Raw genomic sequence first — 21,648 nt, 5'->3', positions numbered from 1 at the left:
TCACCCGGCTGCGGTGGGGTCCGAGTCGAGACGGCGGGTCGAGCCCACGGCGAGAGCCTGGTCGACGTGCTGGATGCCCGCGCGAACCAGATCGCCGTACTGGTCGGTCGGCAGGTGCGCGGCGAGGCTCCGAGCGGTGTCCAGGTGTGCCCGGGCCCGGTCGGGGTCGCGCAGTCGTCGGTGCACGTCGGCGAGGTTCAGGTGCAGCGACGGCAGGAAGGCCCGCACCTGCAGCGCGTGGTGGTGCTGCTGGGCGCGTTCGTCGGTGAGGTCGGTGGCGGCGGCGAGGGCGCGTTCGTCCCACACCACCTCGACCTCGGGGGTCTCCTGCAGATCGGCGAGGTAATGGGCCAGTGTGCAACGGTGCAGCGCGTCGCCGGTCGCGCCGATCTCGTCCCACAACGCGGTGAGGCGGTGCCGGGCTTCGGCCGGGTCACCGGCCTGGCCGAGCTGCACCGCCTCGATGATGCGCGTCATGGTCGGGTCGGGTGTGGGCTGGTCGTCCATGCCGCCGATGCTCGGCCCTCGACCCGGTCGAGGGTCAAATCACGCGCACACCGGCTACCGCTGCGGGCGCTCCCCGAGGGTGGACACGACGGCCCGTTGCAGCACCGCCGTCGTTCCCAACACCGTGCCGGCGGGCCCGTCGGCAGTGTCCGCCACGAGGTAACTGCGTTCGCCGAGGTACTCGAACGTCCGCTCGTCGAAAATCCACTCGTCGCGTTTGTCGAGCTCGGTGTGCCCGACAGCGATGCCCCGCCGGCCGGCCGCGTCGGTGACCCCACGGACCACCTCGACCCCCGGGATCTTCGCCGCCGCCCGGTAGAGCGCCGCGCTCGTCGCAGGCGGCACCAGCGACTCACGCAGGACGTCGCCGATCGCGGTGAACGCCGCGCCGTCGCGGCTGTTACCCCTACCCCGTTGCTCCCGCTCCCGGTACAGCTTCGCCAGCAACGCGTCCGGATCGGGGGGCAGATCGACCAGCGCCGCGTTCGGCGTCACCTCGTCGAGTCGCGACTGTCGGGGGACCACCTCCGCGAGGGGTACGTCGAAACGCGGCTCCCGCAGCAGGCCCTCGCCCGGCTCGTTCCGTGGGATCCAGAGCTCCCGTTCGCGTACCGGTTGCAGTCGGGCCGGCCCGTCGCCCACCTCGGCGTAGGCACCCCGGCTGCGGATGTAGACGTACTCGCCGTCGCCGGACGTCGGGCCCGGCTTGTCGACGGCGGCGTCGGCCATCCGGTTCAGCAGCAGTGTCGCGCCGGCCTGTTCTCCCGGCGCGACCGCCACGATCACCGGCGCGCTGTCCGACGCCCACGGCTGGGTGATCACGCCGGCCGCGACCACGGCGGTCAGCACGCCCGCCGCCGGCGCGAGCACCAGGATCCGCCTCGGCCGCCGGAGCGGCCGACCGATCTCGCTCATCAGGTGGTGTCGCAGCGTCTGCCGGTGGGTCGCCGACAGGGCCGGCACGTGGGGGGCGGTGGGCTCGCTCATCGGTACTCTCCCTGCTCGACGGGGATCTTTCGGGTACGTGCCATCTCCTGCTCGGCCAGCGCCCGCAGCCGGGTCCGGGCCCGGGACAGCCGTGATCGCACCGTCCCGACGGGTACGCCCAGCGCCTCGGCGGCCGCCGCGTAGTCCAGTTGCGACCACACGCACAGCAGGAACACCTCCCGGTCCGCCCGGCGCAGTGCCCGCAGCGCCGCCACGGCGGCGGCCACCTGGTCGGCGTCGTGCATCCGACCGACCACCTCGTCGGCGAAGTCGGGGACCGTGTCGCGTGCCGGCAGCCGCCGCAGCGCCTCCCGGTGCCGCCGCGCCGCCCGCCGCCGGTTGCGCAGCACGTTGGTGGCGATGCCCAGCAGCCACGGCCGGAGACTGTCGCCGTCCGGGCGCAGCGACTCACGGATCCGCCACGCCTCCAGGAAGGTCAGCGACACCACGTCGTCGGCGAGCGACGGGTCACTGCCACTCCACACCGCATGCCGACGGACCGCGTCGGCGTGCCCGTCGAAGAGCTCCCCGAACGCCTCGGTGTCTCCCGCGCGGATTCGGCTCCGCATCTCAGCTGTCACACCGGTACCTGTCCGCAGCCGCCGCTGGGTTCCCGTACTCCTGAACCGACGGACGACGTGTGCCGGCCCGGTCATGTGTTGCGCTGTCGATGTTGACAGACTGGTCGCGCCGCGCACCGCCGGTGTCGCGGCAAGCGTCGCCACTGTGGGATGCCACAATTTCTCCGTGACGCCACGATCGGAACCTGTCGCCCAGATCTCGATGCGGATCGCCGATCGATTGACCGACCAGTTGGCGCCCGGTGGATGGCGGCCGCATCGGTTCGTGCCCGACGACGAGGTTGCCTTCGTACGCGAGCCCGTCCGCGGGGTTGTCTTCCACCTCATCGTCAACCTCGCCGGACGCGACGGTGTCCTGCTCAGCCCCAGCGTCGGAGTCGAACTCGCGGCCGTCGCCGAGTTGCAGCGGCACCTCTTCGGTCGCTCGGGCACCGTGTGCCAGGTGGGTGCGAGCATGGCGGATCTGGTGAACAGCGCGGAAAAGTCCACGGTCTCGCTCGTCCGCTGGTGGGTCGCGTCGCCAGAACGAGTGGACGACGTCGTCGCCCAGTTGGTCGCCGACCAGGCGGCCCATGGTGAGCCGTTCCTGGTCCGCAACCAGACGCTGCCGGCGGTGATCCAGACCCTGCTCGGACAGCCGAAATCGCAGGTCGAGTACGCCACCCTGGCCGTCTGCCTGGCGGTGTCGGGTGACCTGCCCGGGGCCCGCTCCATGCTGGCGAAGGTCGCGTCAGTGCGTAAGGTTCTCGGGGAAGACACGACCGAGACGTTCATCCGCACCTTTACCGAACGGTTCGGCATCCGGGGACCCAGCCGCGCGGTACAGCAGTAGGCGCTGGAGTCGTTCTCGCCCTGAAGGCTCGCGTAGATCCGCACCTGCAGCTCGACGCGCTGGCCACCGAGGACTGCCGCACACTCGCCATCCGCCCCGAAGTCACCGTGCAGATCGCCGCGATCAGCCGCATGGCGGTAGCTGCCCGGCATCCTCGTCTCAGGAGCGGTTCTTCCTGGCCCAGATGACGTAGACGGCGCAGAGAATCAGCATGAGGACGGCGACGGCGGTCCACGCCCAGCGGGCGAAGGGTGCGTCGACCACGAATGCGCGGAAACCGGCCAGAAGGGCGAGCGCCAGCGGGCCCAAGCCGAACCACTCAGAGTGCTCGGAGACGGTCAGGTCTTTCAGCGCCTGCCGCATGCGGCCAGTCTAGGGGTAAGGACGGCACGGCACCTGACCCGCTGGTACGACACATCGCCAGCCGTCTGCCGGAGATCCTGCCGTCCACGGACCACCGAAACGCCGCAGGCTTTTCGATCATCACTCACGTCACGTCGAGCATGGCCGTGTCGTACGGCTCGACGACCGGCCAACCGTGTTCCCACCGCACGGGGGCGAGCATGGTCTCCCGTCCGAGCACGTGGAACGGCGGCCATTGTCCCTTGGGGCGGATGCCCAGCAGCTCCATCCACCAGTTGCCGCTCGGGTCGTCGACCAGGTCCGCGTGACCGGTGGCCTGGATCGGTCGCTGCAGGCCGCGGTGAGTAAGGATCGGGTTGAACCGGAGCCGGTTCGAACGGTCCTCGGATGCTGCGGGACCGGGCCACCGACACCGCGTGCCCGCTGTGCCTGCCGCCCACGGAGAGCAGCAGGTACCACCAGTCGCCGATCCGGTAGAGGTGCGGACTCTCCGGGTACTGGCCGCCGGTACCGGACCACAGGGGGATCGGACCTTCGAACACCTGGCCGGTGGCCGGGTCGATGCGGTAGTTCGAGGTGCCGGCCAGGGTGAGCCAGCAGTTGTCGTCCTCGTCCCAGGTCAGCGACGGGTCGATGAGCGGGAGCTGGACATAGACCGGCTCCGACCACGGCCCGGCCGGGTCGGTCGCGGTGACGATCAGGTGCCGCCAGATCCGAACGTTCGTGGTCACCTCGTAGAAGATGCCGTGGTGGTGGCGGATGGTCGGCGCGAAGATGCCCCGCGACGCGTACGTGTCGGCCGGCAGGTCGAGCTGGCTCGGCCGGTCCAACACGTTGCCGATCTGCCGCCAGGAGATCAAATTGCGGCTGTGGAAGATCGGTACGCCGGGGAAGTACTCGAAGCTCGAACAAACCAGGTAGTAGTCCTCATCGACCCGACAGACGCTGAGATCCGGGAAGAAGCCGGGAATCACAGGATTGCGGAATGTCGTCGCAGGAGGCATGCGACTTGACTTTACCGGTGCGCCGACCGGCCCCCAGCGACGCGAAAGGCATCTCTACACCGACTGCACCGTACGCACCTTGGCGTCGACCTCGTCGACGAGCTGGAGCAGCAGATCGACAGCAGCGTCCGGTAGGCGCTCAGATCCCGGCTGCTGCGCGGCTTGCTGCATCTTCAGGAGTCCCGGGCCGCGAGCACTGGCGCGGCGTCCTCCAAAACACCACCGGAGATCGCCGCGCCCAAATTACTGGATTACCAGTAACAACAATCCGATAATTACCCGCCACAAAAGGTGCGTACCGGACGTGCATCATAATGACAGTTCTTGTGCGTAATGACGCAGGATGGTGTCGGACGGTGGCTGACGGTCGACGGGCGCGGCGGACGCGGATGCGGACGATGAACGGCGGGGTGCGCCTGGCGCGGCTGACATCATCGAGCGATGAACCTCAGTAGGGCTTACCGCCGCAGTGGCGCATCGGGCGTCGAACTCTTGACCGTCATGGCCTACCTGGGCGTCGAGGATCCGGACGGCGACGAGATCCGCGTGATCCATACAGTCGATGGCCGGGTCACCGAGGACGGCATTGCCTTTCATGGCGAGGATGGTGGGCAGTGGCTGCAGAACCAACACGTCGCTTGGACCGAGGCGGGCTACGAGCTGGTCGCCGGTGATGCCGTTGCCTGAGGCGATGGCAAGGCCAGTGAGGATGCTTACCGAATAAGTACTTACCGGGTAAGGTGCGGCCATGCAGCGGACTGCGGTGCGATGGGGACTGTTGGCCCTCTTCGCCGATGGCCCCAAGTACGGATACCAGCTCCGAACGGAACTCGAGGGACGCACCGGCGGCAGTTGGGCGGTGAACGTCGGGCAGATCTACACCACACTGGAGCGTCTTGTTCGGGACGGACACGTGTGCGCGGCCGGCAACAACGAGGACGGGCGAGAGTTGTTCACCATCACCGAGCAGGGGCGAAGGTCCCTGGACGCCTGGTACATGACGCCGATCGCCGACTCGGACCGTCCGCGCAGCGAGTTGGCGATCAAGCTCGCGATGGCGATCGGGGATCCCAGCGTGGACATCACCCTCGTGGTGCAGAAGCAGCGGACGGAGTCGATGCGGCAGATGCGTGACTACACCGACCTTCGTCGGCACGCCGACGACGGTGAGGATGTGACCTGGCCGCTGCTGTTGGATCACCTGATCTTCGCGTTGGAGAGTGAGATCCGGTGGCTTGATCACACGGAGGCGACGGTGCTCCGGCCTCAGCGACATCGGTCTGCGGCCGGTCCGGCCTCGGCCACCCCTCAGCGGTTCGTGTCTGAGCGGGTGCACGGATGAGCGGCCCGGTGCTGCGGCTCCGGGCAGTGGAGCGTACGTACCAGGCGGGTGATGTGACGTTCCACGCGTTGGCCGGCGTCGACCTGGACGTGCGGGCCGGCGAACTCGTCGCGGTGATGGGACCGTCAGGGTCCGGAAAGTCGACACTGCTCGCCATCGCCGGTGGCCTGGATACGCCTACCTCCGGGTCGATTGAGGTCGAGGGCGTGGATCTCGGTGGTCTCGACGAGACAGCGGTGGCTCATCTGCGCAGAGACCGGATCGGGTACGTGTTCCAGGACTACAACCTGGTGACCGACCTGACCGCGGCGGAGAACGTAGCCCTGCCCCTGGAGCTGGCGGGCGGCGGAGGGCGGGCGGCGCGCAGGGCGGCGGTCGTCGCGCTGGATGAGGTTGGCCTCGCCGATGCGGCTGACCGGTTCCCCGATCAGCTTTCCGGTGGACAGCAGCAGCGGGTTGCCATCGCCCGTGCACTCGTGGGGGAGCGGCGGCTGGTGCTGGCCGACGAGCCGACTGGCGCCCTGGATTCGCAGACCAGCATGGCCGTGTTGACGGTTCTGCGGGCGCGGATCGACGCCGGGGCGTCCGGTGTATTGGTCACCCACGAGGCGAGGTACGCGGGCTGGGCCGACCGGACGATTTTCCTCAGGGACGGTCGCCTGGTCGATGCGACATCGGAGCGTGACGATCCCCAGCACCTGCTGAGCCAGCCGTCGTGAGTCGCGCAGTCCTGGTCGGCCCGTGGCGCGTCGCGCTGCGCATCGCCCGCCGTTCCGCGCTGCGTCATCGCGGACGAAGCGCTCTCATCCTGCTGATGTTGCTCATCCCCGCCTACGCCGGAACGGTCCTCACGGCGAGCTGGAGCAACCTCAGCGGCACCTCGGCGCAGGAGACCACCTTCACGCTGGGCAGCGCCGACCTGATCATCGATGCCGCCAGCCTTCCCGAGATCGAGGCTGCGCTGCCATCGGGCAGCGTTACCACCGGGTTGACGCAGGCCCGCACCGTGGTGCGGACCCCGGACGGGTTGCGGACGTCGCAGTACGAAGCCGCAGATCCGAACAATGCCCTCCATCACGGTCGGTACGTCCTGCGGGCCGGACGAGCCCCCGACGGACCCTCCGAGGTGGCGGTAACCCGGGCCATGGCCGACGAGCTGGGAGTACGGGCGGGAAGCCGGATCACCGCGGGCATGCCGCAGCGCGACCTCACCGTTGTCGGTGTCATCGACTGGAGTCGGTCTCTGCGGGCGTCAGGGCTACTCGTACCGCGTGACTTTCCCTTGTCCGCGGCGCGCAGCAAGTTGATGGTGCAGCTACCGAACGACGATGAATGGTTGCCCCCGCGCACCGACGTTGGCTCGGCCACCATGTCGGTCCTGTCCAGGACCGACATGGCGCCGACAGCCGGCGAGCGCCAGATGGAGGCGGCCACGGCTGTGTTAGTGGTCAGCTTCGCCGGCGCGCAGCTCGTGCTTCTGGTCGGTGCGGCGTTTCTCGTCGGAGCTGCTCGTCAGCGTCGGGAGTTGGCCGTGGTAGCCGCTGCCGGCGCGACGCGCCGGCAGGTCAGGCTGGTTGTCCTGGCCGGAGGGTTGCTGCTCGGTGCGCTCGCCGCGGCGGCCGGCGTGATCCTGGGACTGTCGACGTTCGCCGCCGCTGGACCGCTCATCGAACGCATCGCCGACCACCCGTTGATCGACGTGTCGATGCCGGCCTGGCAGTTGGTGGGGGTCGTCGGCGTTACCGTGGCCATTGCTGTGCTGGCGACGCTGCTGCCGGCCCGCGCGATCCGGCAGCGTTTCGTCCGCGGCGCATTGGGCGGGCAGCGGGACCAGTCGAGGCTGGACGCTGCCGGTGCGGTCGCAGCCGTAGGCCTCATTGGCGTGGGAACACTGGCGCTGGTGGTGTCCGGCACCCCGCAGGGGCGGTCAATGGTGCTCGCCGCCGGCGGCATCGCTCTTCTCCTCGGTGTGGTGGCCTGCACTCCCGCACTGGTGCAGGCAACCGGACGACTCGCCGGCGAGCTTCCCATGCCGGCCCGTCTAGCGGTGCGTCACGCGGTTAGGCATCGGCTTCGCACGTCCGCCGCGATGGGCGCGGTGATCGCCGCCGTCGCCGGCAGCGTCGCGCTGGCGCTGGCAGGCGCGGCGCGCGGTGAGGCCGCCCCGACGCGGGTCGAGGCTCGACCCGGCCAGGTGCTGATGCCTGTCGAAGCCGCCGAAGTGCTCGGGCCGGTGGGGCTGAACCGGATGACGGCCGCCTTACCGACCCGGGCCGCCGTCACGCTGCGAACTGCGACGAACCTCCACGCCAACATCGCCTACCAGAACCTGCCGGGCAGCCCCACCGACCCTTCCGCGATGGTCGGCGCGGAGCAACGGGACATCGCAGTGGGCACGGCGGACATCGTCCAGGTGGTGACCGGCCGCGGCGCGACCGACGCCGAACGGGTCGCCCTCGAACATGGCGACGCGGTGGCTTTCAACGACACTCTCGTCGCCACCGGTAACGTCGTGCTGTCAGCGGTCGGCCAGGCACCCACCTCGGTGCCCGCAGTCGTGGCTACCCGTGGTGAGTACTTCACCAAGCTTCCAGGCTTGCTGATCTCCCCCGAAACCGCGCAGCGACTCGGCGTGGACGCGCAACCACGGCTGATCGTGGTGGACACGACCCGTACGCCGACGCAGGCTGAGCTGGCAGAGGCGAACGAGGTGCTGCTGCGAGCTCAGTTGACCGCCGCGAAACCCGCGCCGTCGCCACTCATCATCGAGACGGCGGCGGCGACGGGTCAGTCTTCACGCCAGGTGACGACGATGTTCTACGTCCTGGCCGCAGTGAGCGCTCTGGTCACCATTGTGGCCAGTACGGTGGCGGTCGGTTTGGCTGCGGTGGAACTTCGCCCTGACATGGCCACCATGGCCGCCGTCGGCGCGACTCCTCGGATCCGGCGGAGTATCACCGTGACGCAGGCGCTGGTCATCGCCGGAGTGGGTGCCGTGCTCGGCCTGATAGCAGGCATTGGTCCGGCGGCGGCCTACGTCAGTTACAGCACCGAACTCCGCTGGCACGTACCGTGGACCGCGTTGTTGATCATCGTGCTGGTGCCGCCCGCGCTGGCGATGGCAGTAGCGGTCCGCTTGGCGCGCGGGAAGCTCCCGCTCGTGCGACGCGCCAGCTGAACTCATGCCCCCGCGCACAGCATTTCGCTGATCCGACAGGAGGTGCCGGCCCGTCATCACGCCGAACGGCGGGACGTGGCGATGCGGCAGTCATCATCATGTATTACCGCATGTCAATGTGAAGTCTATCACTTGATTACGGTCGTCGATGCAGATTTGGTCACGCTATGGTTTCCCGCATTAGCCGAGAGTGATGTCCAGGGAAAGTGGCGATGCCCTTTCCGCCGCTGACGCGCGTTCTTTCGCGCGCTTGGATGAAGCGCGGGCCTCCCGCTCGTGCGACTCGGCAAACTCACGGGAGGAACGGGAAAATGTTCAAGCAGAAGGCCATCAGAGCGGTTGCCGCGGTCGCGTTCTCGGCGACGGCGGTGCTGGGTGTCGCAACGCCGGCCTCGGCGGCACCGTCCCAGCCCGACTCGTTCGGCATCCTCGCAGGCTGTGGAGCGGTCTTCAACAACGTGAAGGTCGACGGCGGAGCGGCCTCGTGGAACATCAGCTGCACCAACGGCACGAACGCGCGGATCGAAGGATTCGTGGAGGACACCAAGGCTGACGGTAAATGTGCTCAGGTCAAGGCCTTCGCGAACAACGGCGAATCGCGGGTTCCGCTCGCCAAGGCATGCCCCAAGGGAACCAAGACGAACTTCGACTGGAAGACCAGCGGCGCCACCGACATCACGGCGTACCTGTTCACCGCCTGAGAACGGCACAGTCCCTGCGCCACCTCGGCTGCAGGCGCTCGGCAACCTTGCGCGAATCTGAGAGCTGCTCGCACGACGAATGGCGAACCAGGGGGTGCGCCCGCTCGATGCCCGCGAGGGCTCGGGCGGGCGCACCGCTGCCCTCACCCTCCGTCGGGACCAGGCCGGCGTCGAATGCCGGGTGCTCGGAGACGTCGACGGCAACCCTGGCGTGGACCCTCAGGCCGTCGAGCGGCCGTGCGTGGCACGGGCTGCGGCGACTTCGGCGGCCTGGCGCGCGCGCCACCTCTTCTGCGCCTCGTTGTTGCACACTCGGCAGACCTTGCGGTAGCGACCGTTCGCGGGATCGATCTCCCGCTCGTGCCCGTTGCGGCAGTACGGTTGCTGCATGCGGGTGCGGCAGTTGTCGGCGCGGCTCACCTGTCGCAGGTGGGTGGGCTCGATGCAGTCGGGCACCCCGCAGAGGTGCTGCACATCGAGGTCCGGATCGAAGTCGCCGACGAACACGACGTAGGCCGCGATGTGCGCCCACGCCCGACCGGCGACCTTCTGGTAGACGCCCCGCTGGCTGCCGTAGCCGCGCACGATCAGGCAGCCCTGGTCCCGACGGACCGAACGATCGAGGAGGTACCCGCGAAGGGTCTCCGCAGTGAAATGCGGCGTCAAGCCCTTCACCTGCGACAGCATCTCGTCAGGCTAGGCCACTGCCCTGACAAGCCCGACAGGACGACGGCACGCGCCGAAATGCACTGGATCCGGCGACGCCGGGGCTTGTAGCCTGCTGCCGAACGTGACCCCGCCCGAGGGGGTGAGACCCATGAACGGTGCAGCGATGTGGGTCCTTCCCCTTTCCGTCGCGGTCGGGCGATTGACGTAGGTGTCGCCGGGAGCGCCTCGCCACTCCCGAAAGGCAACACCCATGCACTCTGGGCACCACACCACTGCGGCAAGCGCCATCGGGGAGTTGCGGGTGCCGATGCGCACGTGTGTTGACGGCCAGGTGCGAGAGCCCACCGGACGGCTGAGATCGGGTTCGTCGTCCACCCGGACCACGGCGGCCGGGGGTTGGCCACCGAGGCCGCCGCGGCGTTGCTGGACTGGGGTGTCACCGAGTTCGGGCTGCATCGTGTCTACGGTCGGTGCCACGCGCGCCCGGGTGGCGGCGGGAACGGCGACGGTGGCGGAGGTGGCGGCCTGCCGATCACCGGTGCGTCCGTCTTCACCGTCGCGGCGGCCGGAATCCCGCTGGTGCTGATCGGCGTGGTGGCCCTGTGGCACACCCGCCGGATCCGGTGGGTCGTCAGGAAGTAGGTCACGTGGTCCCGCCGCGCCCCTTCGACGGGTGCGGCGGGACCACCGTGTCTCCCCAGGTCGGCAACCAGACCTCGGCGTCGGGTAACCGCGTCCGCGTCTGCCCGGAGTCGAGGTGCTCGCGAAGCGCGCCGAGCGCGGGATGCCGGTTGTCGGCGCGCCAGATCAGGGACAGGGGATAGATCGGCGCCGGCCCGCGTACGGGAATCCGGCGCAGGTCGTAGCTGTCCGGCCACAGGTACCGCGTGCGTTCACCGGCCAACGTCGCCAGGTGCGGGGAGTCGGCGATCTCGGCCAACAGGGCCTCGTTGCCGAAGACCGGGCCGACGAGGTCGATGGTCAGGCCGAACGCGGCGGCGAGTTCGTCGTAGTAGTCGGCCCATTCGCTGCCGGGAGCCATGCCGGGCATCCAGATCCGGTGCGCGGCGAGGTCGGCGGGCGTGACCACGCCGGCGTTGGCGAGCGCGTGGCGCGGCCCGACGAGGATCTCGTGGTGCTCGTCGATCACACGGGCGACTCTGATCGCGTCCGGCAGGTGCCGCGCGGGCACGGGCACGGCGTGGAAGGACGCGTCGACCGCGCCGGCCTCGACGGCGGCTGCCGCGGCGTGCACGTCGGCGTCGAGGGTGACCACGTCCAACTCGACGCGTGGGTGCGCGCGGTGGAAGTCCTGGAGCACCACTGCCGACGCGATCCGTCGGCTGTGCACGTCGACGCGTAGGGCACGCCGGCCGGGGCGTACTGACGCGTCGGCGCGCGCCGCGACCCGGATCAGTTCACGGGCGTGGGGCAGGAACGTCTGACCGTCGATGGTGAGGTGGACGCCGCGCGGCGTGCGGTTGAACAGGCGTACCCCGAGGTCCTTCTCCAGGGCGGCGATGCGCTTGGACACGGCCTGCTGGGTGATCGCGAGCGCGGCGGCGGCGTCCTGGAACTGGCCGGCGTCGGCGGCGGCGACGAAGGTGCGCACGGCGTCGAGATCCACGGCCCGAACCTTACCCGCACAACGTCTGGTTGTGGCTGGCCGGCGCTTCGGTTGTTTGATCCGTGGTCAGTGCTTTGCTTTGCTCGCATCGGTCAACAAACGGTTGTCCGGAAGCGGGGTGGGCGTGGTCGCGAGACGGTCCCTCGGGCGGCGGTTCGGCTGGTTGTGGGCGGCGTACGCGGTCAGCGCGTACGGTTCCGGGTTCGGTTTCGGCGCTCTGCCGTTGATCGCCGTGCTGGTGGTGGACGCCAGCCCCGCCCAGGTGTCCGCGTTGGCCGCGGTGGGCCCGGCGGTGGGCGCGCTGGTCGCGGTGCCGCTCGGGCCGTGGGTGGAGTTCCACCGCAAGCGGCCGGTGCTGATCGCGATGGACCTCATCCGGTTCGCCGCCCTGCTGACGATCCCCGTCGCGTACGCCCTCGGCCGGGTCAGCTTCGCCCAGTTGGTGGTCGTCTCGGCCGTCGTCGCCACCGCCAGGATCGCCTTCGGGGCGGCCAGTGGCGCCTACCTCAAGGTCCTCGTCCGGCCGGACGACCTGCTCTCGGCCAACGCGCGGTTCGAGTCGACGACGTGGAGCGCCATCGCGCTCGGGCCGCCGCTGGGCGGCGCGGCGGTCGGTGTGTTCGGGCCGGTCACCAGCATCGGCGCGGACGCGCTCAGCTATCTGCTGTCCGCACTGGGGATCACGGCGATCCGGGGTCGGGAGGAACGTCCGGAGCGCGGCGGCGGCCGCCAGGGCCGGGCCGGTGCGGTGCTGGACGGTTGGCGGCACCTGTTCACCCACCGAGGTCTGCGGGCGCTCTACCTCAACCAGCTGCTCGTCAACGGGCTGATCATGGCCACCGAGCCGCTGCTGGCCGTCCTCCTGCTCGGTGACCTCGGATTCCCGCCCTGGCAGTACGGTCTCGCCTTCGCCGTGCCCTGCCTCGGCGGACTCGTCGGGTCACGCCTGGCCCGTCGGGTCGTGACGCGCTACGGGCAGCACCGGATCCTGCGTACCGTCGGGACGGTGCGCGCGGTCTGGCTGATCGGCCTGGCGTTCGTCCAGCCCGGCGTCGCCGGACTCGCGACGGTGATCGCCGTCGAGTTCGCGATCATCCTCAGCATGAGCCTGTACAACCCGGTTCTCGCCACGTACCGGCTGGAGCAGACGCCCCGGGATCGCACCGTCCGTACGCTCACCGCCTGGTCGATCGGCAGCAGCGCCGCCATCGCCGTCCTCAGCGCCCTCGGCGGACTGCTCGCCGACGCCACGAGTCCTCGCACGGCCATCGCGGTGGCGGGACTGCTGATCCTCGCCAGCCCGCTGTTGCTTCCCCGCCGCCCGGCCGTCGACCCGGTGTCCGATGGTGCGGTGGTGACCTCGGTGTCGTCGTGACCTGAGGGCCCGTACCGCACGTCGCCGTGGTGGTCGAAAGCCACGGCGGCGTGCGTGCCGATCGGCGGGTCAGCCCTGGCGGCCGAGCCACTCCCGGTAGGCGGTGGGAGCGATGACGGACCCGGCGGGGGCGGTGAGGACGTCACCGGGGACGGCGGCGAACATGCCGGCGCTCTCGGTGGTGACGGTGCGCTGGTCGCCGCGGGCGGCGAGGGTGATCCGGCCCAACTCGTCGAGGGCGAAGACGTCGGGGCCGGCGACGTTGCGGATGCCCTGCAGGGGCGCGCCCATGCTGACGTCGGCGACGGCCTGTGCCACGTCGGCGGCGGCCATGGGCTGCACCGGGGTCTCGGGCAGGCGGACGGTGGTGTCGTCGGCGGTCCAGGACAGGATCGCCTCGACGAACTCGAAGAACTGGGTGGCGCGCACGATCGAGTACGGCACGGGGCCGGCCTTGAGGATGTCCTCCTGGAGGACCTTGGCGCGGTAGTAGGCCAGGTCGGGCACCTGGTCGACGCCGACGATGGAGAGCACCACCGCGTGTCCGACGCCCGCGCTGCCGGCGGCGGCCAGGAGGTTGTCCATGGTCGTCTGGAAGAAGGCGGGGGAGGCGTCGTCGAAGGTCGGCGAGTTCGTCAGGTTGACGACGACGTCGGCGCCGGTGAGCGCCTCGGTGAGGCCCTGCCCGGTGAGCAGGTCCACCCCGGTGGACAGCGAGTGCGGCACCGCCTCGTGCCCGGCGGATTGCAAGATCTTGACGACCTGCGACCCGATGAGGCCGGTCCCACCCAGTACGGCGATCTTCACGGTCATGCACCTTCCTGCGAGTGTGTGGGCCTTCGTCCGACTCACGAACCGTCAAACTCGGACCTCTTCTGTCCGAGAAGTATACTCAGACAGGAGAGGTCCGAGTAACGGGGTGACTAGGGTGACGTCATGAAGATGTCCGGCGGGGTCGAGTGGGCGCTGCACTGCTGCGTGGTCCTCACGGCCAGCGACACGCCCGTCCCGGCGGCCAAGCTGGCGGAGCTGCACGACGTGTCCAGCAGCTACCTCGCCAAGCAGCTCCAGTCCCTCGCCCGCGCCGGGCTGATCCACTCCGTGCAGGGCAAGTCCGGCGGTTACGTCCTCACCCGCGCCCCGGAGAGCGTCACGCTGCTCGACGTGGTGCGCGCCGTCGACGGGCCCGGGCCCAGCTTCGTCTGCACCGAGATCCGCCAGCGGGGCCCGTTCGCGACCCCGGCCGACGCCTGCACGACGCCGTGCCCGGTCGCCCGCGCCATGTGGGCAGCCGAGGACGCCTGGCGGCAGGCGCTCGCCGCCGTCACGATCGCCGATCTCGCCCGCGACGTCGACAGCAACTCCGGCCCCGAGGCGCTGGCCGGCATCCAGACCTGGCTCACCAGCGGAGCCGGCTGAGCCTGCCCGACCGGCGGAGCCGGCTGAGCCTGCCCGACCGGCGGAGCCGGCTGAGCACCGTCACCCGGTGTGGCGTACCTCGGTGTCCCAGATCTGCGCCCACGGACGCCGCAGCCCCCGGCACACGTGGATCGGACCGCCGTTTTCGTCGTTCGCGACCTCGACCCGCTGGTCCACCCATCCGGCCTGCGTGCACGACTCGAACCAGGAGTTCAACCGGCCGGGACCGGCCCAGCCGACGGCGATCACCACGTCCGCGTCGGCGGGTGGCCGACCGAAGTCGACCATGCTGTTGTGCCCGGAGTAGGCGCGGGGCAGGTCACGGGCCGGACCGAAACGGGCCAACGCGCCCGCCTCACCGTAGTTGCCGGTCAGGATGACCGCCCGGGAACGCTCCTCGGGAGACAGACCACGATGGACGGCGGCGACCGAGTCGGCGAACGCCGGCCAACCGATCGTCTCGCCCGCGTCGTAGTTGACGTCGACCACGAAACCGGGCAACCGATCGGCCGGCAGCACCGGCAGCAACAGCACGATGTTGGGCAGCAGGAACGGCACCACACCCAGCGCGAGCAGCCCGCGCCGCAGCCGCACCGACCCACGCGACGCCCACCCGGCGGTAACCACCGCGCCGGCCGCGGTGAGGACCAACAGCAACGGCGCGTCGTAGTAACCCTTGCCGCCGGCGATCAGCACGATGCCGACCACCACCAACCAGGCCCAACCCACCGCGCGGTACGCCCGCCACGCCGGTCGCCGCAGCAGGGCGACGAACCCCGCGATCCAGATCGGCACGGCGTACGGACTGATGATGACGAACTGGAGGACGAACGCGTCGAGGCGGCCACTGTAGGAGCTGTCCCCGTCGGCGATGGAGGCCGCCACCCCGAGCTGTGGAAAGCCGTGCGCCGCCTGCCAGATCAGGTTCGGTGCGGCCAGCAGGGCGGCGACTGCCGCGGCGGCGAGCACCCAGCGGTCCCGCAGCAGCCGACGTGGCCCGGCGATGAGCACCCCGGCGACCAGCCCCACGGCCAGCAACGCCGGCAGCACCTTGCTGAGCATGCCCACCCCGAGCGCCAGCCCGATGCCGAGCGCCCAACGACTGTCACCGGTGCGTAGCAACCGCAGCGCGCACCACGCCGCGACCAGCCACACCAGCAGGTCGACGGTGGTGGTGCTGAGCAGGTGACCGCTGGCGAGCACGATGCCGGACAGCGCGGCGAGCACCGCCGCGAAGACCTGTGCGCCCCGACCGCCGCCCACCTCGCGGGCGATCGCGGTGACCAGCAGCACCGCGGCGCCGGCCACCACCGCCGACGGGGTACGCAGCACGACCAGGTTGCCCGGCGCGATCGTGTCGAGCAGCCGGGCCAACGCCGGGACCAGCGGCCCCTGGTCGACGTAACCCCAGTCGAGGTGTCGGCCGGCGAGCAGGAAGTACAACTCGTCGCGGTGGTAGCCGTACCGACCGGCGAGCAGCAGCAGCGTCACAGTGGTGGCGGCGGCCACCAGCCACGGACCGCGCGTGGGCGCGCCGGGCTCGGGTGGCGTCGCCGACGGCGGCGGCTGGGTGGGCCGGTGCGGTCGGTCGATATCGATCGCGGGCTCGCTCACTCGCTCATGATGACCGGCGGCGATGTCGTGCGGGTGCCCGTGCGGCGTACGGGACTGTGCCGTGTGCGCCTGGTCGGGACCAGTGCGAAGATCGGCTTGTCACTCGGACCGAAAGGACGATATGCGCTATCGCAATCTGGGCGCCACCGGCACCGTGGTGTCGACACTGTGCCTCGGCACGATGACCTTCGGCGCGGAGACCGACGAGGCGGGCAGCTTCGCCCAACTGGACCGGTTCGTCGAGGTCGGCGGCACCTTCATCGACACCGCCGACGTCTACTCCCGTGGTATCTCCGAGGAGATCGTCGGCCGTTGGCTGCGGGCGCGGCCCGACGTTCGGGACCGTCTCGTCATCGCCACCAAGGGGCGCTTCCCGATGGGTCCGGGCGCCAACGACGCCGGCCTGTCCCGGGTGCACCTCACCCGCGCCCTGGACGCCAGCCTGCGCCGACTCGGCGTCGAGGCCGTCGACCTGTACCAGGCGCACGCCTGGGATCCGCTGACCCCGCTGCCGGAGACGCTGCGGTTCTTCGACGACGCGGTCAGCGCCGGCAAGATCCGCTACGCGGGCGTCAGCAACTTCACCGGTTGGCAGTTGCAGAAGGCGGCCCTGCTCACCCAGCACCTCAACCTCACCCCGATCGTGACGGTGCAACCGCAGTACAACCTGCTGGCCCGGGAGATCGAGTTCGAGGTGGTGCCGGTCTGCGAGAACGAGGGCATCGGCATCCTGCCGTGGTCACCGCTGGGCGGCGGCTGGCTGACCGGCAAGTACCAACGCGACAACGCCCCGACCGGCGCGACCCGGCTCGGCGAGAACCCGGAGCGGGGCGTCGAGGCGTACGCGGGACGCAACGCCGAGGAGCGCACCTGGCGGGTGCTCGACGCGGTGCGCGAGATCGCCGGGCAACGCGGCGTGTCCATGTCGGCGGTGGCGCTGGCCTGGCTGGCGGCCCGGCCGGCGGTCACGTCGGTGATCCTCGGCGCGCGTACCACCGAGCAGCTCGACGACAACCTGACCGCCGCCGACCTGGATCTCGACGCCGAGCAGATGCGGCGGCTCGACGAGGCGAGCGCGCCGCTCGTGGGCGACTACCCGTACGGCGGCGCGGGTGTGCGGCAGCGCGGCCGTGACCTGCCGAGCGCGTCATGACGTCGTTCCCCGAGCCCACCGCCCCGGCCGGCAGCCGCACCGAGGTCTTCCTGCGCTACCTGGACTACTTCCGGGAATCCATGGTGGCCAAGGTGTCGGCGCTGGACGAGTCGGAGCTGCGGAGCAGCCGGCTGCCGTCGGGGTGGACCCCGCTGGAGTTGCTCACCCACCTGCGACACGTCGAGCTGCGCTGGATCGAGTGGGGCTTCCAGGGCCGCGACGTGGCCGAGCCGTGGGGTGACCGCCGCGACGACCGCTGGTACGTCGCCCCGGACGTGACCCGGGAGGACCTGGTGGCGGCACTGCGGGCGCAGGGCGCGCACACCAGCGCGGTCGTGACGGCCCACGACCTGGCGGAGATCGGCGCCCCGGGCCCGCGTTGGAACGGCGCGGACCCGGCGTCGCTGGAGCGGGTGCTGTTCCACCTGGTCCAGGAGTACGCCCGCCACCTCGGTCACCTCGACGTGGTCGCCGAACTCGCGAGCGGCCCGACCGGAGAGTGAGAACCTCGGCTCGATGATGGCCTGATGTCGCTGCTCGGGGCTTCGTTCGTGTGAACGGCTGTGCGTCACGTCCGAGCCAGGGTCGAGCGGGTTGTCGGACAGCGGTGGTACCACCAGATCTTGGACAGTTTCCGTTACGCCCTAACGGAAACTGTCCAAGATCTCTCGCGTCGGGAGGCGGCCCGACCGGCAACTGAGTCTCTCGCGTCGATAATGGGCGAATGCCGCTGCTCGTCGCGCCCGCCCTGCCTGTCGGTAGCCTCGCCGCCCAGGAGCAACCCCACCTTCCGGTGCGTTCCGGGCTGGCGCTGCGGCCCTGGCGTGACGACGACGCCCCGGCCGTGCGGGCCGCATTCGACTGTCCGGCGATCCAGCGATGGCACGTGCGTCGTCTCGACAGCGACGACGAGGCGCGGTCGTGGACGGTGCAGTGGGCCGACCGTTGGCGCGACGAGACGGCCGCCAGTTGGGCGGTCGTCGACGCCGACGACCGGCCGGTCGGCCAGGTGGGGTTGCGCGACGTGCTGCTGACCGAGGCGTCGGCGCAGGTGTCGTACTGGCTGTTGCCCGCCGCGCGTGGTCGGGGCATCGCCACCCAGGCACTGGGGGCACTCGTCCGGTGGAGCTTCACGCGGGCTGGTCTGCACCGGTTGGCGCTGGAACACTCGACCGGCAACGCGGCGTCCTGCCGGGTGGCCGCGCGGACCGGCTTCCCGGTGGAGGGCATGCGCCGAGGGTCGGTTCGCCACACCGACGGTTGGCACGACATGCACCTGCACGCTCGGCTGCGCACCGACGGCCCGGTCTGATCAGCGCACCGACGGCCCGCCCTGGTCAGCGGGTCTCCGCCCAGCCGACGAAGCGCGGGGTCAGGTCGGGAAGCGCGACGCCCGGGTGGAGCGTGGCGAGGTCGGCGTTGGCCGCCTCCTGAACCTTCGCCAGGTGCGTCAGCAGACCCGGCCGATCCTCGCGGAACTCGGCGAGCAGGCGCAGCTTCGCGGCCGAGCACGGCCACCGGATGCCGCAGACCGGGCAGCGCCACGACGGCCGCGACGGCAGATGCTTGCGGTGCTCGCGCATCAGACGGTCCGCGCGGTGGTCCGACGCCGGACGGGCGCGGGCCGCCGCGCCTCGCCGGGTGCCTGCCGCTGTACGCCCGCGCGCATCACGAACAGTTCCCGCCGCGCCACCGCGTCGCCCTTGGTGTCGAGCTGGTACGCGTCGAGCCAGAGCCAACCGTCGTACGTGTACCGGTCGGGTATCTCGCGGATGACGCGGACGACGATCGGTTTCCGGAACTGCACGCTCGCGGCGTCGGTCAGGAGGACCACGTCGCCGGCCCTGAACCGGCCAGCGTCTTCGTTGCTCTCGGGCACCGGTCTTTTCCCTCTGGTCGGCGTCTGGGAAGGGGCCGCTTCCGGGAGTGCTCGCCCACCGGAAGCGGCCCCGCGAACGCGCCCGCCGGGTCGAATCCCTGCCGGCCGCGCCGCCTGATACCGCACTTTGCCGGTAGTTACTGGACAAGCACACAGCGTTGCGTTATGTCTTCATCGCAGCCGCTTTGCACCAGGAGAGGACGGCATGAACCACGCCTTTGTCGCAGCGCTCGCCGCAGCGGGTCATACCGCCGAGAGCCTCGCCGACCGGATCGGGGTGCACCCGAAGACCGTCGCCCGGTGGGCGAACCCGGGGCACGTTCCACAGAGTCGGCACCGGGCGACCGTCGCCGACCTCCTCGCCAAGGACCTCGACACGTTGTGGCCGGACGCGGACCGTCGCCGTGAGCCGGTGTGGTTCCGGCCGTGGGTCGACCTGGAACGCGAGGCGGTGACGCTGCGGTCGTTCGAGTTGGCGTGGGTGCCCGGGTTGTTGCAGACCGAGGCGTACGCGCGCGCGACCCTGGCCGACGGGATGCTGGCGGCGGAGGCGATCGACGAGTTCACCGAGGCGCGCCTCGGCCGACAGGCGATCCTCGCGCCGGGGGAGGGCGGGCCCCTGCTGGTGGCCGTGCTGGACGAGGGCGTGCTGCGACGGCGCGTCGGCGACGACCGCGCCCTGATGGCCGCCCAACTCGCGCGCCTGGTCGGGCACGCCGAAGCGGGCACCGTGCAGTTGCACATCGTCCCGGCGGACGCGCCCAGCTACCCGGGGCTCGACGGGCCGTTCACCATCGCGGACCTGCCGGACGGTTCCCGGGTCGCGCACGTGGACAGCGCGGCCCAGGCGCAGATCCTGGACCAGCCATCGGACCTTGTTAATCTGGAGCGACGGTGGGAGCGGATTCGCGGAGAGGCACTGCCCCGAGGGCGTTCCCTGGCACTCCTCAGAGAAGCGGCAGCAGCATGGACATGACCGGCGCGCGCTGGCGGAAGAGCACCAAGAGCGGCGGCAACGGCGGTAACTGTGTCGAGGTCGCCGACAACCTGCCGGGTGTGGTCCTGGTGCGGGACACGAAGGATCGCGACGGCGGAACGCTGGCCTTCAGCCCCGCGTCGTGGCGGTGCTTCGTCGCGCTGGCACGCCACGCCGCCTGACCTCGTCAGCGGGCGCCTACGGGTTCGGCCGGTTGCGGTTGCGGGGTCGCCGGCCAGGTGAGTCGGCGTACGCCGGGCACGAGTGACGTGCCCGCGCAGGAGGCGAGGACCAGCAGCCCGGCGACGGCCAGGGGCACCGGGGCGCCGAACGCGTCGACGGCCAACGGCGCCAGCGCGTAACCCAACGGCATGGCACCCAACGACACCAGCCAGTCGTACGAGGTCACGCGGGCCAGGACCTCGGGCGGGAAGTGGTGCTGCACGACGGTCTCCCAGACCGGGTTGAGGTAGCCGAGGGCTGTCAACGCCACGGCGTACGCGGCGATCACCGCGGGGGCGGGCGCGGCGACGGCCAGCAGGAACAGCGGCGCGGCGTAGCAGGCCAGCCCGAGGTTGGCCAGCAGCACCGGCCGGCGTAGCCGGACCCGCCCGGCCAGCAACGATCCGGTGAGCATCCCGATCGCACCGGCCTGCAACAGCACCACCCACGTCGTCTCACCGCCGAGGCGGTCGATGGCGACGGCCGGCCCGAGGGTCATCAGCACGGCGGCGGCGCCGTTCCACACGCCGTGCCCGATCAGGCTGGTCCAGAACCAGTCGCGGGCGCGGACCTCACCGAAGCCGTGCCGCAGGTCGGCGAGGACGGAGCGGCGGGGCACCGGCACGTGACGGACCCGCACCACCATGAGCAGCGCGGCGCTGAGCGCGAACGACGCACCGTCCAGGATGAACGCCCAGCCGGGCCCGGCTGCCCAGATCAGCGCGCCGGCCAGCGCCGGGCCGGCGAGGCGGCTGGGGTTGGCGGTGATGCCCATCAAGGCGTTGGCCTGCTGCCGGTCGGCCGGCTCGACGGTGCCGGCGACCAGAGGCGACGCGGTCGGAATGGCGAACGCCGAGGCGACGCCGCCGAGCGCGGACGCCACGACGACGCTGCTCAGCGACGGGTCGCCGCCGAGCAACTCCACGCCGACCGCGAGTTGGGTGGCGCAGCGGACCAGGTCGGCCAGCAGGGCGACCCGGCGGGCGTCGAAGCGGTCGGCGACGACACCACCGAGGGGCAGCAGAAGCAGCCGGGGAACCATCGCAGCGGCGAGCACGGCGGCCAGCGCGCCGGTGGAACCGGTGGCTCGGAGGATGGCCAGGGCCAGCGCGGCGGGCACCACCGCGTCGCCGAGCGCGGAGACGGTACGACCCAGGAACAGCAGCCGGAAGGAGTGTTCGCGCAGAGGATGAGCCATGACCAGAAGGTACTTCGACGT

27 protein-coding genes and 1 pseudogene are annotated in these 21,648 nt (G+C 70.6%); 14 read left to right on the top strand and 14 right to left on the bottom strand.

Features of this window, described 5'->3' with window-relative positions; all coding sequences use genetic code 11:
* From GA0070612_RS21870 to GA0070612_RS31565, 4 genes are read right to left on the bottom strand one after another with little or no spacing between them, the layout of a single operon-like run.
* Positions 1-507, bottom strand: coding sequence for a hypothetical protein (locus GA0070612_RS21870; protein ID WP_088989615.1), 507 nt, complete (start codon positions 505-507; stop codon positions 1-3).
* Positions 508-561: 54 nt separating this feature from the next.
* Positions 562-1,494: a CU044_5270 family protein gene (locus GA0070612_RS21865; RefSeq protein ID WP_088989614.1), complete on the bottom strand. Its 933-nt coding sequence runs from the start codon at positions 1,492-1,494 to the stop codon at positions 562-564.
* A complete protein-coding gene (locus tag GA0070612_RS21860; protein ID WP_088989613.1) occupies positions 1,491-2,063 on the bottom strand; it encodes an RNA polymerase sigma factor in 573 nt (190 codons plus the stop codon). Before GA0070612_RS21860 ends, GA0070612_RS21865 begins: the two co-directional genes overlap by 4 nt.
* Before the next feature lies 1 nt (position 2,064).
* Complete coding sequence (locus GA0070612_RS31565) at positions 2,065-2,487, bottom strand: hypothetical protein (protein ID WP_157742564.1); 423 nt, start codon at positions 2,485-2,487, stop codon at positions 2,065-2,067.
* A gap of 42 nt (positions 2,488-2,529) precedes the next feature.
* Between GA0070612_RS31565 and GA0070612_RS31560 the strand changes: the two genes are divergently transcribed.
* Positions 2,530-2,907 carry a hypothetical protein gene (locus GA0070612_RS31560; protein ID WP_157742563.1) on the top strand — a complete coding sequence of 126 codons (378 nt, stop codon included), beginning with the start codon at positions 2,530-2,532 and terminating at the stop codon, positions 2,905-2,907.
* 159 nt (positions 2,908-3,066) lie between these two features.
* Here the strand turns inward: GA0070612_RS31560 and GA0070612_RS21850 are convergent, their stop codons facing one another.
* The 3 genes and pseudogenes from GA0070612_RS21850 to GA0070612_RS21845 form a co-directional block, all read right to left on the bottom strand.
* Positions 3,067-3,270: a hypothetical protein gene (locus GA0070612_RS21850; protein ID WP_088989611.1), complete on the bottom strand. Its 204-nt coding sequence runs from the start codon at positions 3,268-3,270 to the stop codon at positions 3,067-3,069.
* A gap of 124 nt (positions 3,271-3,394) precedes the next feature.
* Complete coding sequence (locus tag GA0070612_RS32850; protein ID WP_269458292.1) at positions 3,395-3,568, bottom strand: hypothetical protein; 174 nt, start codon at positions 3,566-3,568, stop codon at positions 3,395-3,397.
* Positions 3,569-3,695: 127 nt separating this feature from the next.
* Positions 3,696-4,274: pseudogene (locus GA0070612_RS21845) on the bottom strand (family 43 glycosylhydrolase); the annotation flags it as partial.
* A 441-nt stretch (positions 4,275-4,715) separates the two neighbouring features.
* On the opposite strand from GA0070612_RS21845, the gene GA0070612_RS21840 reads away from it, so the two are divergent.
* The 5 genes from GA0070612_RS21840 to GA0070612_RS21820 all read left to right on the top strand — a co-directional run bounded on the left by GA0070612_RS21840 (position 4,716) and on the right by GA0070612_RS21820 (position 9,495).
* Positions 4,716-4,961, top strand: coding sequence for a hypothetical protein (locus tag GA0070612_RS21840; protein WP_088989610.1), 246 nt, complete (start codon positions 4,716-4,718; stop codon positions 4,959-4,961).
* A 61-nt stretch (positions 4,962-5,022) separates the two neighbouring features.
* A complete protein-coding gene (locus GA0070612_RS21835) occupies positions 5,023-5,616 on the top strand; it encodes a PadR family transcriptional regulator (protein ID WP_088989609.1) in 594 nt (197 codons plus the stop codon).
* Positions 5,613-6,335, top strand: a complete 723-nt coding sequence (locus tag GA0070612_RS21830) for an ABC transporter ATP-binding protein (RefSeq protein ID WP_088989608.1) — start codon at positions 5,613-5,615, stop codon at positions 6,333-6,335. The genes GA0070612_RS21835 and GA0070612_RS21830 overlap by 4 nt, the downstream gene beginning before the upstream one ends.
* A complete protein-coding gene (locus GA0070612_RS21825; RefSeq protein WP_231924291.1) occupies positions 6,332-8,794 on the top strand; it encodes an FtsX-like permease family protein in 2,463 nt (820 codons plus the stop codon). Before GA0070612_RS21830 ends, GA0070612_RS21825 begins: the two co-directional genes overlap by 4 nt.
* A gap of 311 nt (positions 8,795-9,105) precedes the next feature.
* The gene (locus GA0070612_RS21820; protein WP_088989607.1) at positions 9,106-9,495 is read left to right on the top strand and encodes a hypothetical protein; all 390 of its coding nucleotides are present in this window, start codon (positions 9,106-9,108) and stop codon (positions 9,493-9,495) included.
* A gap of 219 nt (positions 9,496-9,714) precedes the next feature.
* Here GA0070612_RS21820 and GA0070612_RS21815 read toward each other — a convergent pair whose 3' ends face one another.
* A complete protein-coding gene (locus tag GA0070612_RS21815) occupies positions 9,715-10,182 on the bottom strand; it encodes an HNH endonuclease (RefSeq protein ID WP_088989606.1) in 468 nt (155 codons plus the stop codon).
* A 378-nt stretch (positions 10,183-10,560) separates the two neighbouring features.
* On the opposite strand from GA0070612_RS21815, the gene GA0070612_RS32605 reads away from it, so the two are divergent.
* Positions 10,561-10,806 (top strand): GNAT family N-acetyltransferase, encoded by a 246-nt coding sequence (locus tag GA0070612_RS32605; protein ID WP_231924290.1) that lies wholly within the window; start codon positions 10,561-10,563, stop codon positions 10,804-10,806.
* A gap of 1 nt (position 10,807) precedes the next feature.
* Here GA0070612_RS32605 and GA0070612_RS21805 read toward each other — a convergent pair whose 3' ends face one another.
* Entirely contained in the window at positions 10,808-11,791 is a 984-nt protein-coding gene (locus GA0070612_RS21805; protein ID WP_088989604.1) for a LysR family transcriptional regulator, read from the bottom strand.
* A 124-nt stretch (positions 11,792-11,915) separates the two neighbouring features.
* Here GA0070612_RS21805 and GA0070612_RS21800 point away from each other — a divergent pair, with 124 nt between their 5' ends.
* Positions 11,916-13,166 (top strand): MFS transporter, encoded by a 1,251-nt coding sequence (locus GA0070612_RS21800; RefSeq protein ID WP_231924289.1) that lies wholly within the window; start codon positions 11,916-11,918, stop codon positions 13,164-13,166.
* A gap of 69 nt (positions 13,167-13,235) precedes the next feature.
* Here the strand turns inward: GA0070612_RS21800 and GA0070612_RS21795 are convergent, their stop codons facing one another.
* Positions 13,236-13,979, bottom strand: a complete 744-nt coding sequence (locus GA0070612_RS21795; protein WP_231924288.1) for an SDR family oxidoreductase — start codon at positions 13,977-13,979, stop codon at positions 13,236-13,238.
* A 123-nt stretch (positions 13,980-14,102) separates the two neighbouring features.
* Here GA0070612_RS21795 and GA0070612_RS21790 point away from each other — a divergent pair, with 123 nt between their 5' ends.
* Entirely contained in the window at positions 14,103-14,585 is a 483-nt protein-coding gene (locus GA0070612_RS21790) for an RrF2 family transcriptional regulator (RefSeq protein WP_197699212.1), read from the top strand.
* A gap of 60 nt (positions 14,586-14,645) precedes the next feature.
* Here the strand turns inward: GA0070612_RS21790 and GA0070612_RS21785 are convergent, their stop codons facing one another.
* On the bottom strand, positions 14,646-16,199 hold the full coding sequence (locus tag GA0070612_RS21785) for an ArnT family glycosyltransferase (RefSeq protein WP_197699211.1): 1,554 nt from the start codon (positions 16,197-16,199) through the stop codon (positions 14,646-14,648).
* Between the two features lie 121 nt (positions 16,200-16,320).
* Here GA0070612_RS21785 and GA0070612_RS21780 point away from each other — a divergent pair, with 121 nt between their 5' ends.
* From GA0070612_RS21780 to GA0070612_RS21770, 3 genes are all read left to right on the top strand, one after another.
* Positions 16,321-17,352, top strand: coding sequence for an aldo/keto reductase (locus GA0070612_RS21780; protein ID WP_088989603.1), 1,032 nt, complete (start codon positions 16,321-16,323; stop codon positions 17,350-17,352).
* On the top strand, positions 17,349-17,855 hold the full coding sequence (locus GA0070612_RS21775) for a mycothiol transferase (RefSeq protein WP_088989602.1): 507 nt from the start codon (positions 17,349-17,351) through the stop codon (positions 17,853-17,855). Before GA0070612_RS21780 ends, GA0070612_RS21775 begins: the two co-directional genes overlap by 4 nt.
* Before the next feature lie 221 nt (positions 17,856-18,076).
* Positions 18,077-18,664 carry a GNAT family N-acetyltransferase gene (locus tag GA0070612_RS21770; RefSeq protein ID WP_088989601.1) on the top strand — a complete coding sequence of 196 codons (588 nt, stop codon included), beginning with the start codon at positions 18,077-18,079 and terminating at the stop codon, positions 18,662-18,664.
* A 25-nt stretch (positions 18,665-18,689) separates the two neighbouring features.
* Here the strand turns inward: GA0070612_RS21770 and GA0070612_RS21765 are convergent, their stop codons facing one another.
* Both GA0070612_RS21765 and GA0070612_RS21760 read right to left on the bottom strand, forming a co-directional pair.
* Positions 18,690-18,935, bottom strand: coding sequence for a flavin reductase (locus tag GA0070612_RS21765; protein WP_088989600.1), 246 nt, complete (start codon positions 18,933-18,935; stop codon positions 18,690-18,692).
* On the bottom strand, positions 18,935-19,231 hold the full coding sequence (locus tag GA0070612_RS21760) for a hypothetical protein (protein ID WP_088989599.1): 297 nt from the start codon (positions 19,229-19,231) through the stop codon (positions 18,935-18,937). Before GA0070612_RS21760 ends, GA0070612_RS21765 begins: the two co-directional genes overlap by 1 nt.
* Before the next feature lie 205 nt (positions 19,232-19,436).
* Here GA0070612_RS21760 and GA0070612_RS21755 point away from each other — a divergent pair, with 205 nt between their 5' ends.
* Together GA0070612_RS21755 and GA0070612_RS21750 are read left to right on the top strand one after the other, a co-directional pair.
* A complete protein-coding gene (locus GA0070612_RS21755; protein WP_088989598.1) occupies positions 19,437-20,207 on the top strand; it encodes a DUF5753 domain-containing protein in 771 nt (256 codons plus the stop codon).
* A complete protein-coding gene (locus tag GA0070612_RS21750; protein ID WP_088989597.1) occupies positions 20,198-20,389 on the top strand; it encodes a DUF397 domain-containing protein in 192 nt (63 codons plus the stop codon). Before GA0070612_RS21755 ends, GA0070612_RS21750 begins: the two co-directional genes overlap by 10 nt.
* Before the next feature lie 5 nt (positions 20,390-20,394).
* Here the strand turns inward: GA0070612_RS21750 and GA0070612_RS21745 are convergent, their stop codons facing one another.
* Positions 20,395-21,627, bottom strand: coding sequence for an MFS transporter (locus tag GA0070612_RS21745; RefSeq protein WP_088989596.1), 1,233 nt, complete (start codon positions 21,625-21,627; stop codon positions 20,395-20,397).
* Positions 21,628-21,648 lie beyond the last annotated feature (21 nt).

It is taken from the genome of Micromonospora chokoriensis, assembly GCF_900091505.1.
Lineage (GTDB): Bacteria > Actinomycetota > Actinomycetes > Mycobacteriales > Micromonosporaceae > Micromonospora > Micromonospora chokoriensis.
The sequence above is the reverse complement of the archived record's forward strand: the minus strand, read 5'-3'. Positions and strand labels throughout refer to the sequence as shown.

Excerpts from the sequence above, each read along its gene's own strand:
- GA0070612_RS21850 (WP_088989611.1), bottom strand. The coding sequence starts at position 3,270 with ATGCGGCAGGCGCTGAAAGACCTGACCGTCTCCGAGCACTCTGAGTGG.
- GA0070612_RS21745 (WP_088989596.1), bottom strand. The coding sequence starts at position 21,627 with ATGGCTCATCCTCTGCGCGAACACTCCTTCCGGCTGCTGTTCCTGGGT.
- GA0070612_RS21780 (WP_088989603.1), top strand. The coding sequence starts at position 16,321 with ATGCGCTATCGCAATCTGGGCGCCACCGGCACCGTGGTGTCGACACTG.
- GA0070612_RS21790 (WP_197699212.1), top strand. The coding sequence starts at position 14,103 with ATGAAGATGTCCGGCGGGGTCGAGTGGGCGCTGCACTGCTGCGTGGTC.
- GA0070612_RS21865 (WP_088989614.1), bottom strand. The coding sequence starts at position 1,494 with ATGAGCGAGCCCACCGCCCCCCACGTGCCGGCCCTGTCGGCGACCCAC.
- GA0070612_RS21840 (WP_088989610.1), top strand. The coding sequence starts at position 4,716 with ATGAACCTCAGTAGGGCTTACCGCCGCAGTGGCGCATCGGGCGTCGAA.
- GA0070612_RS21770 (WP_088989601.1), top strand. The coding sequence starts at position 18,077 with ATGCCGCTGCTCGTCGCGCCCGCCCTGCCTGTCGGTAGCCTCGCCGCC.
- GA0070612_RS21795 (WP_231924288.1), bottom strand. The coding sequence starts at position 13,979 with ATGACCGTGAAGATCGCCGTACTGGGTGGGACCGGCCTCATCGGGTCG.
- GA0070612_RS21775 (WP_088989602.1), top strand. The coding sequence starts at position 17,349 with ATGACGTCGTTCCCCGAGCCCACCGCCCCGGCCGGCAGCCGCACCGAG.
- GA0070612_RS21870 (WP_088989615.1), bottom strand. The coding sequence starts at position 507 with ATGGACGACCAGCCCACACCCGACCCGACCATGACGCGCATCATCGAG.
- GA0070612_RS21815 (WP_088989606.1), bottom strand. The coding sequence starts at position 10,182 with ATGCTGTCGCAGGTGAAGGGCTTGACGCCGCATTTCACTGCGGAGACC.
- GA0070612_RS21765 (WP_088989600.1), bottom strand. The coding sequence starts at position 18,935 with ATGCGCGAGCACCGCAAGCATCTGCCGTCGCGGCCGTCGTGGCGCTGC.
- GA0070612_RS21750 (WP_088989597.1), top strand. The coding sequence starts at position 20,198 with ATGGACATGACCGGCGCGCGCTGGCGGAAGAGCACCAAGAGCGGCGGC.
- GA0070612_RS21755 (WP_088989598.1), top strand. The coding sequence starts at position 19,437 with ATGAACCACGCCTTTGTCGCAGCGCTCGCCGCAGCGGGTCATACCGCC.
- GA0070612_RS21860 (WP_088989613.1), bottom strand. The coding sequence starts at position 2,063 with ATGCGGAGCCGAATCCGCGCGGGAGACACCGAGGCGTTCGGGGAGCTC.
- GA0070612_RS21820 (WP_088989607.1), top strand. The coding sequence starts at position 9,106 with ATGTTCAAGCAGAAGGCCATCAGAGCGGTTGCCGCGGTCGCGTTCTCG.
- GA0070612_RS31560 (WP_157742563.1), top strand. The coding sequence starts at position 2,530 with ATGGCGGATCTGGTGAACAGCGCGGAAAAGTCCACGGTCTCGCTCGTC.
- GA0070612_RS21830 (WP_088989608.1), top strand. The coding sequence starts at position 5,613 with ATGAGCGGCCCGGTGCTGCGGCTCCGGGCAGTGGAGCGTACGTACCAG.
- GA0070612_RS21835 (WP_088989609.1), top strand. The coding sequence starts at position 5,023 with ATGCAGCGGACTGCGGTGCGATGGGGACTGTTGGCCCTCTTCGCCGAT.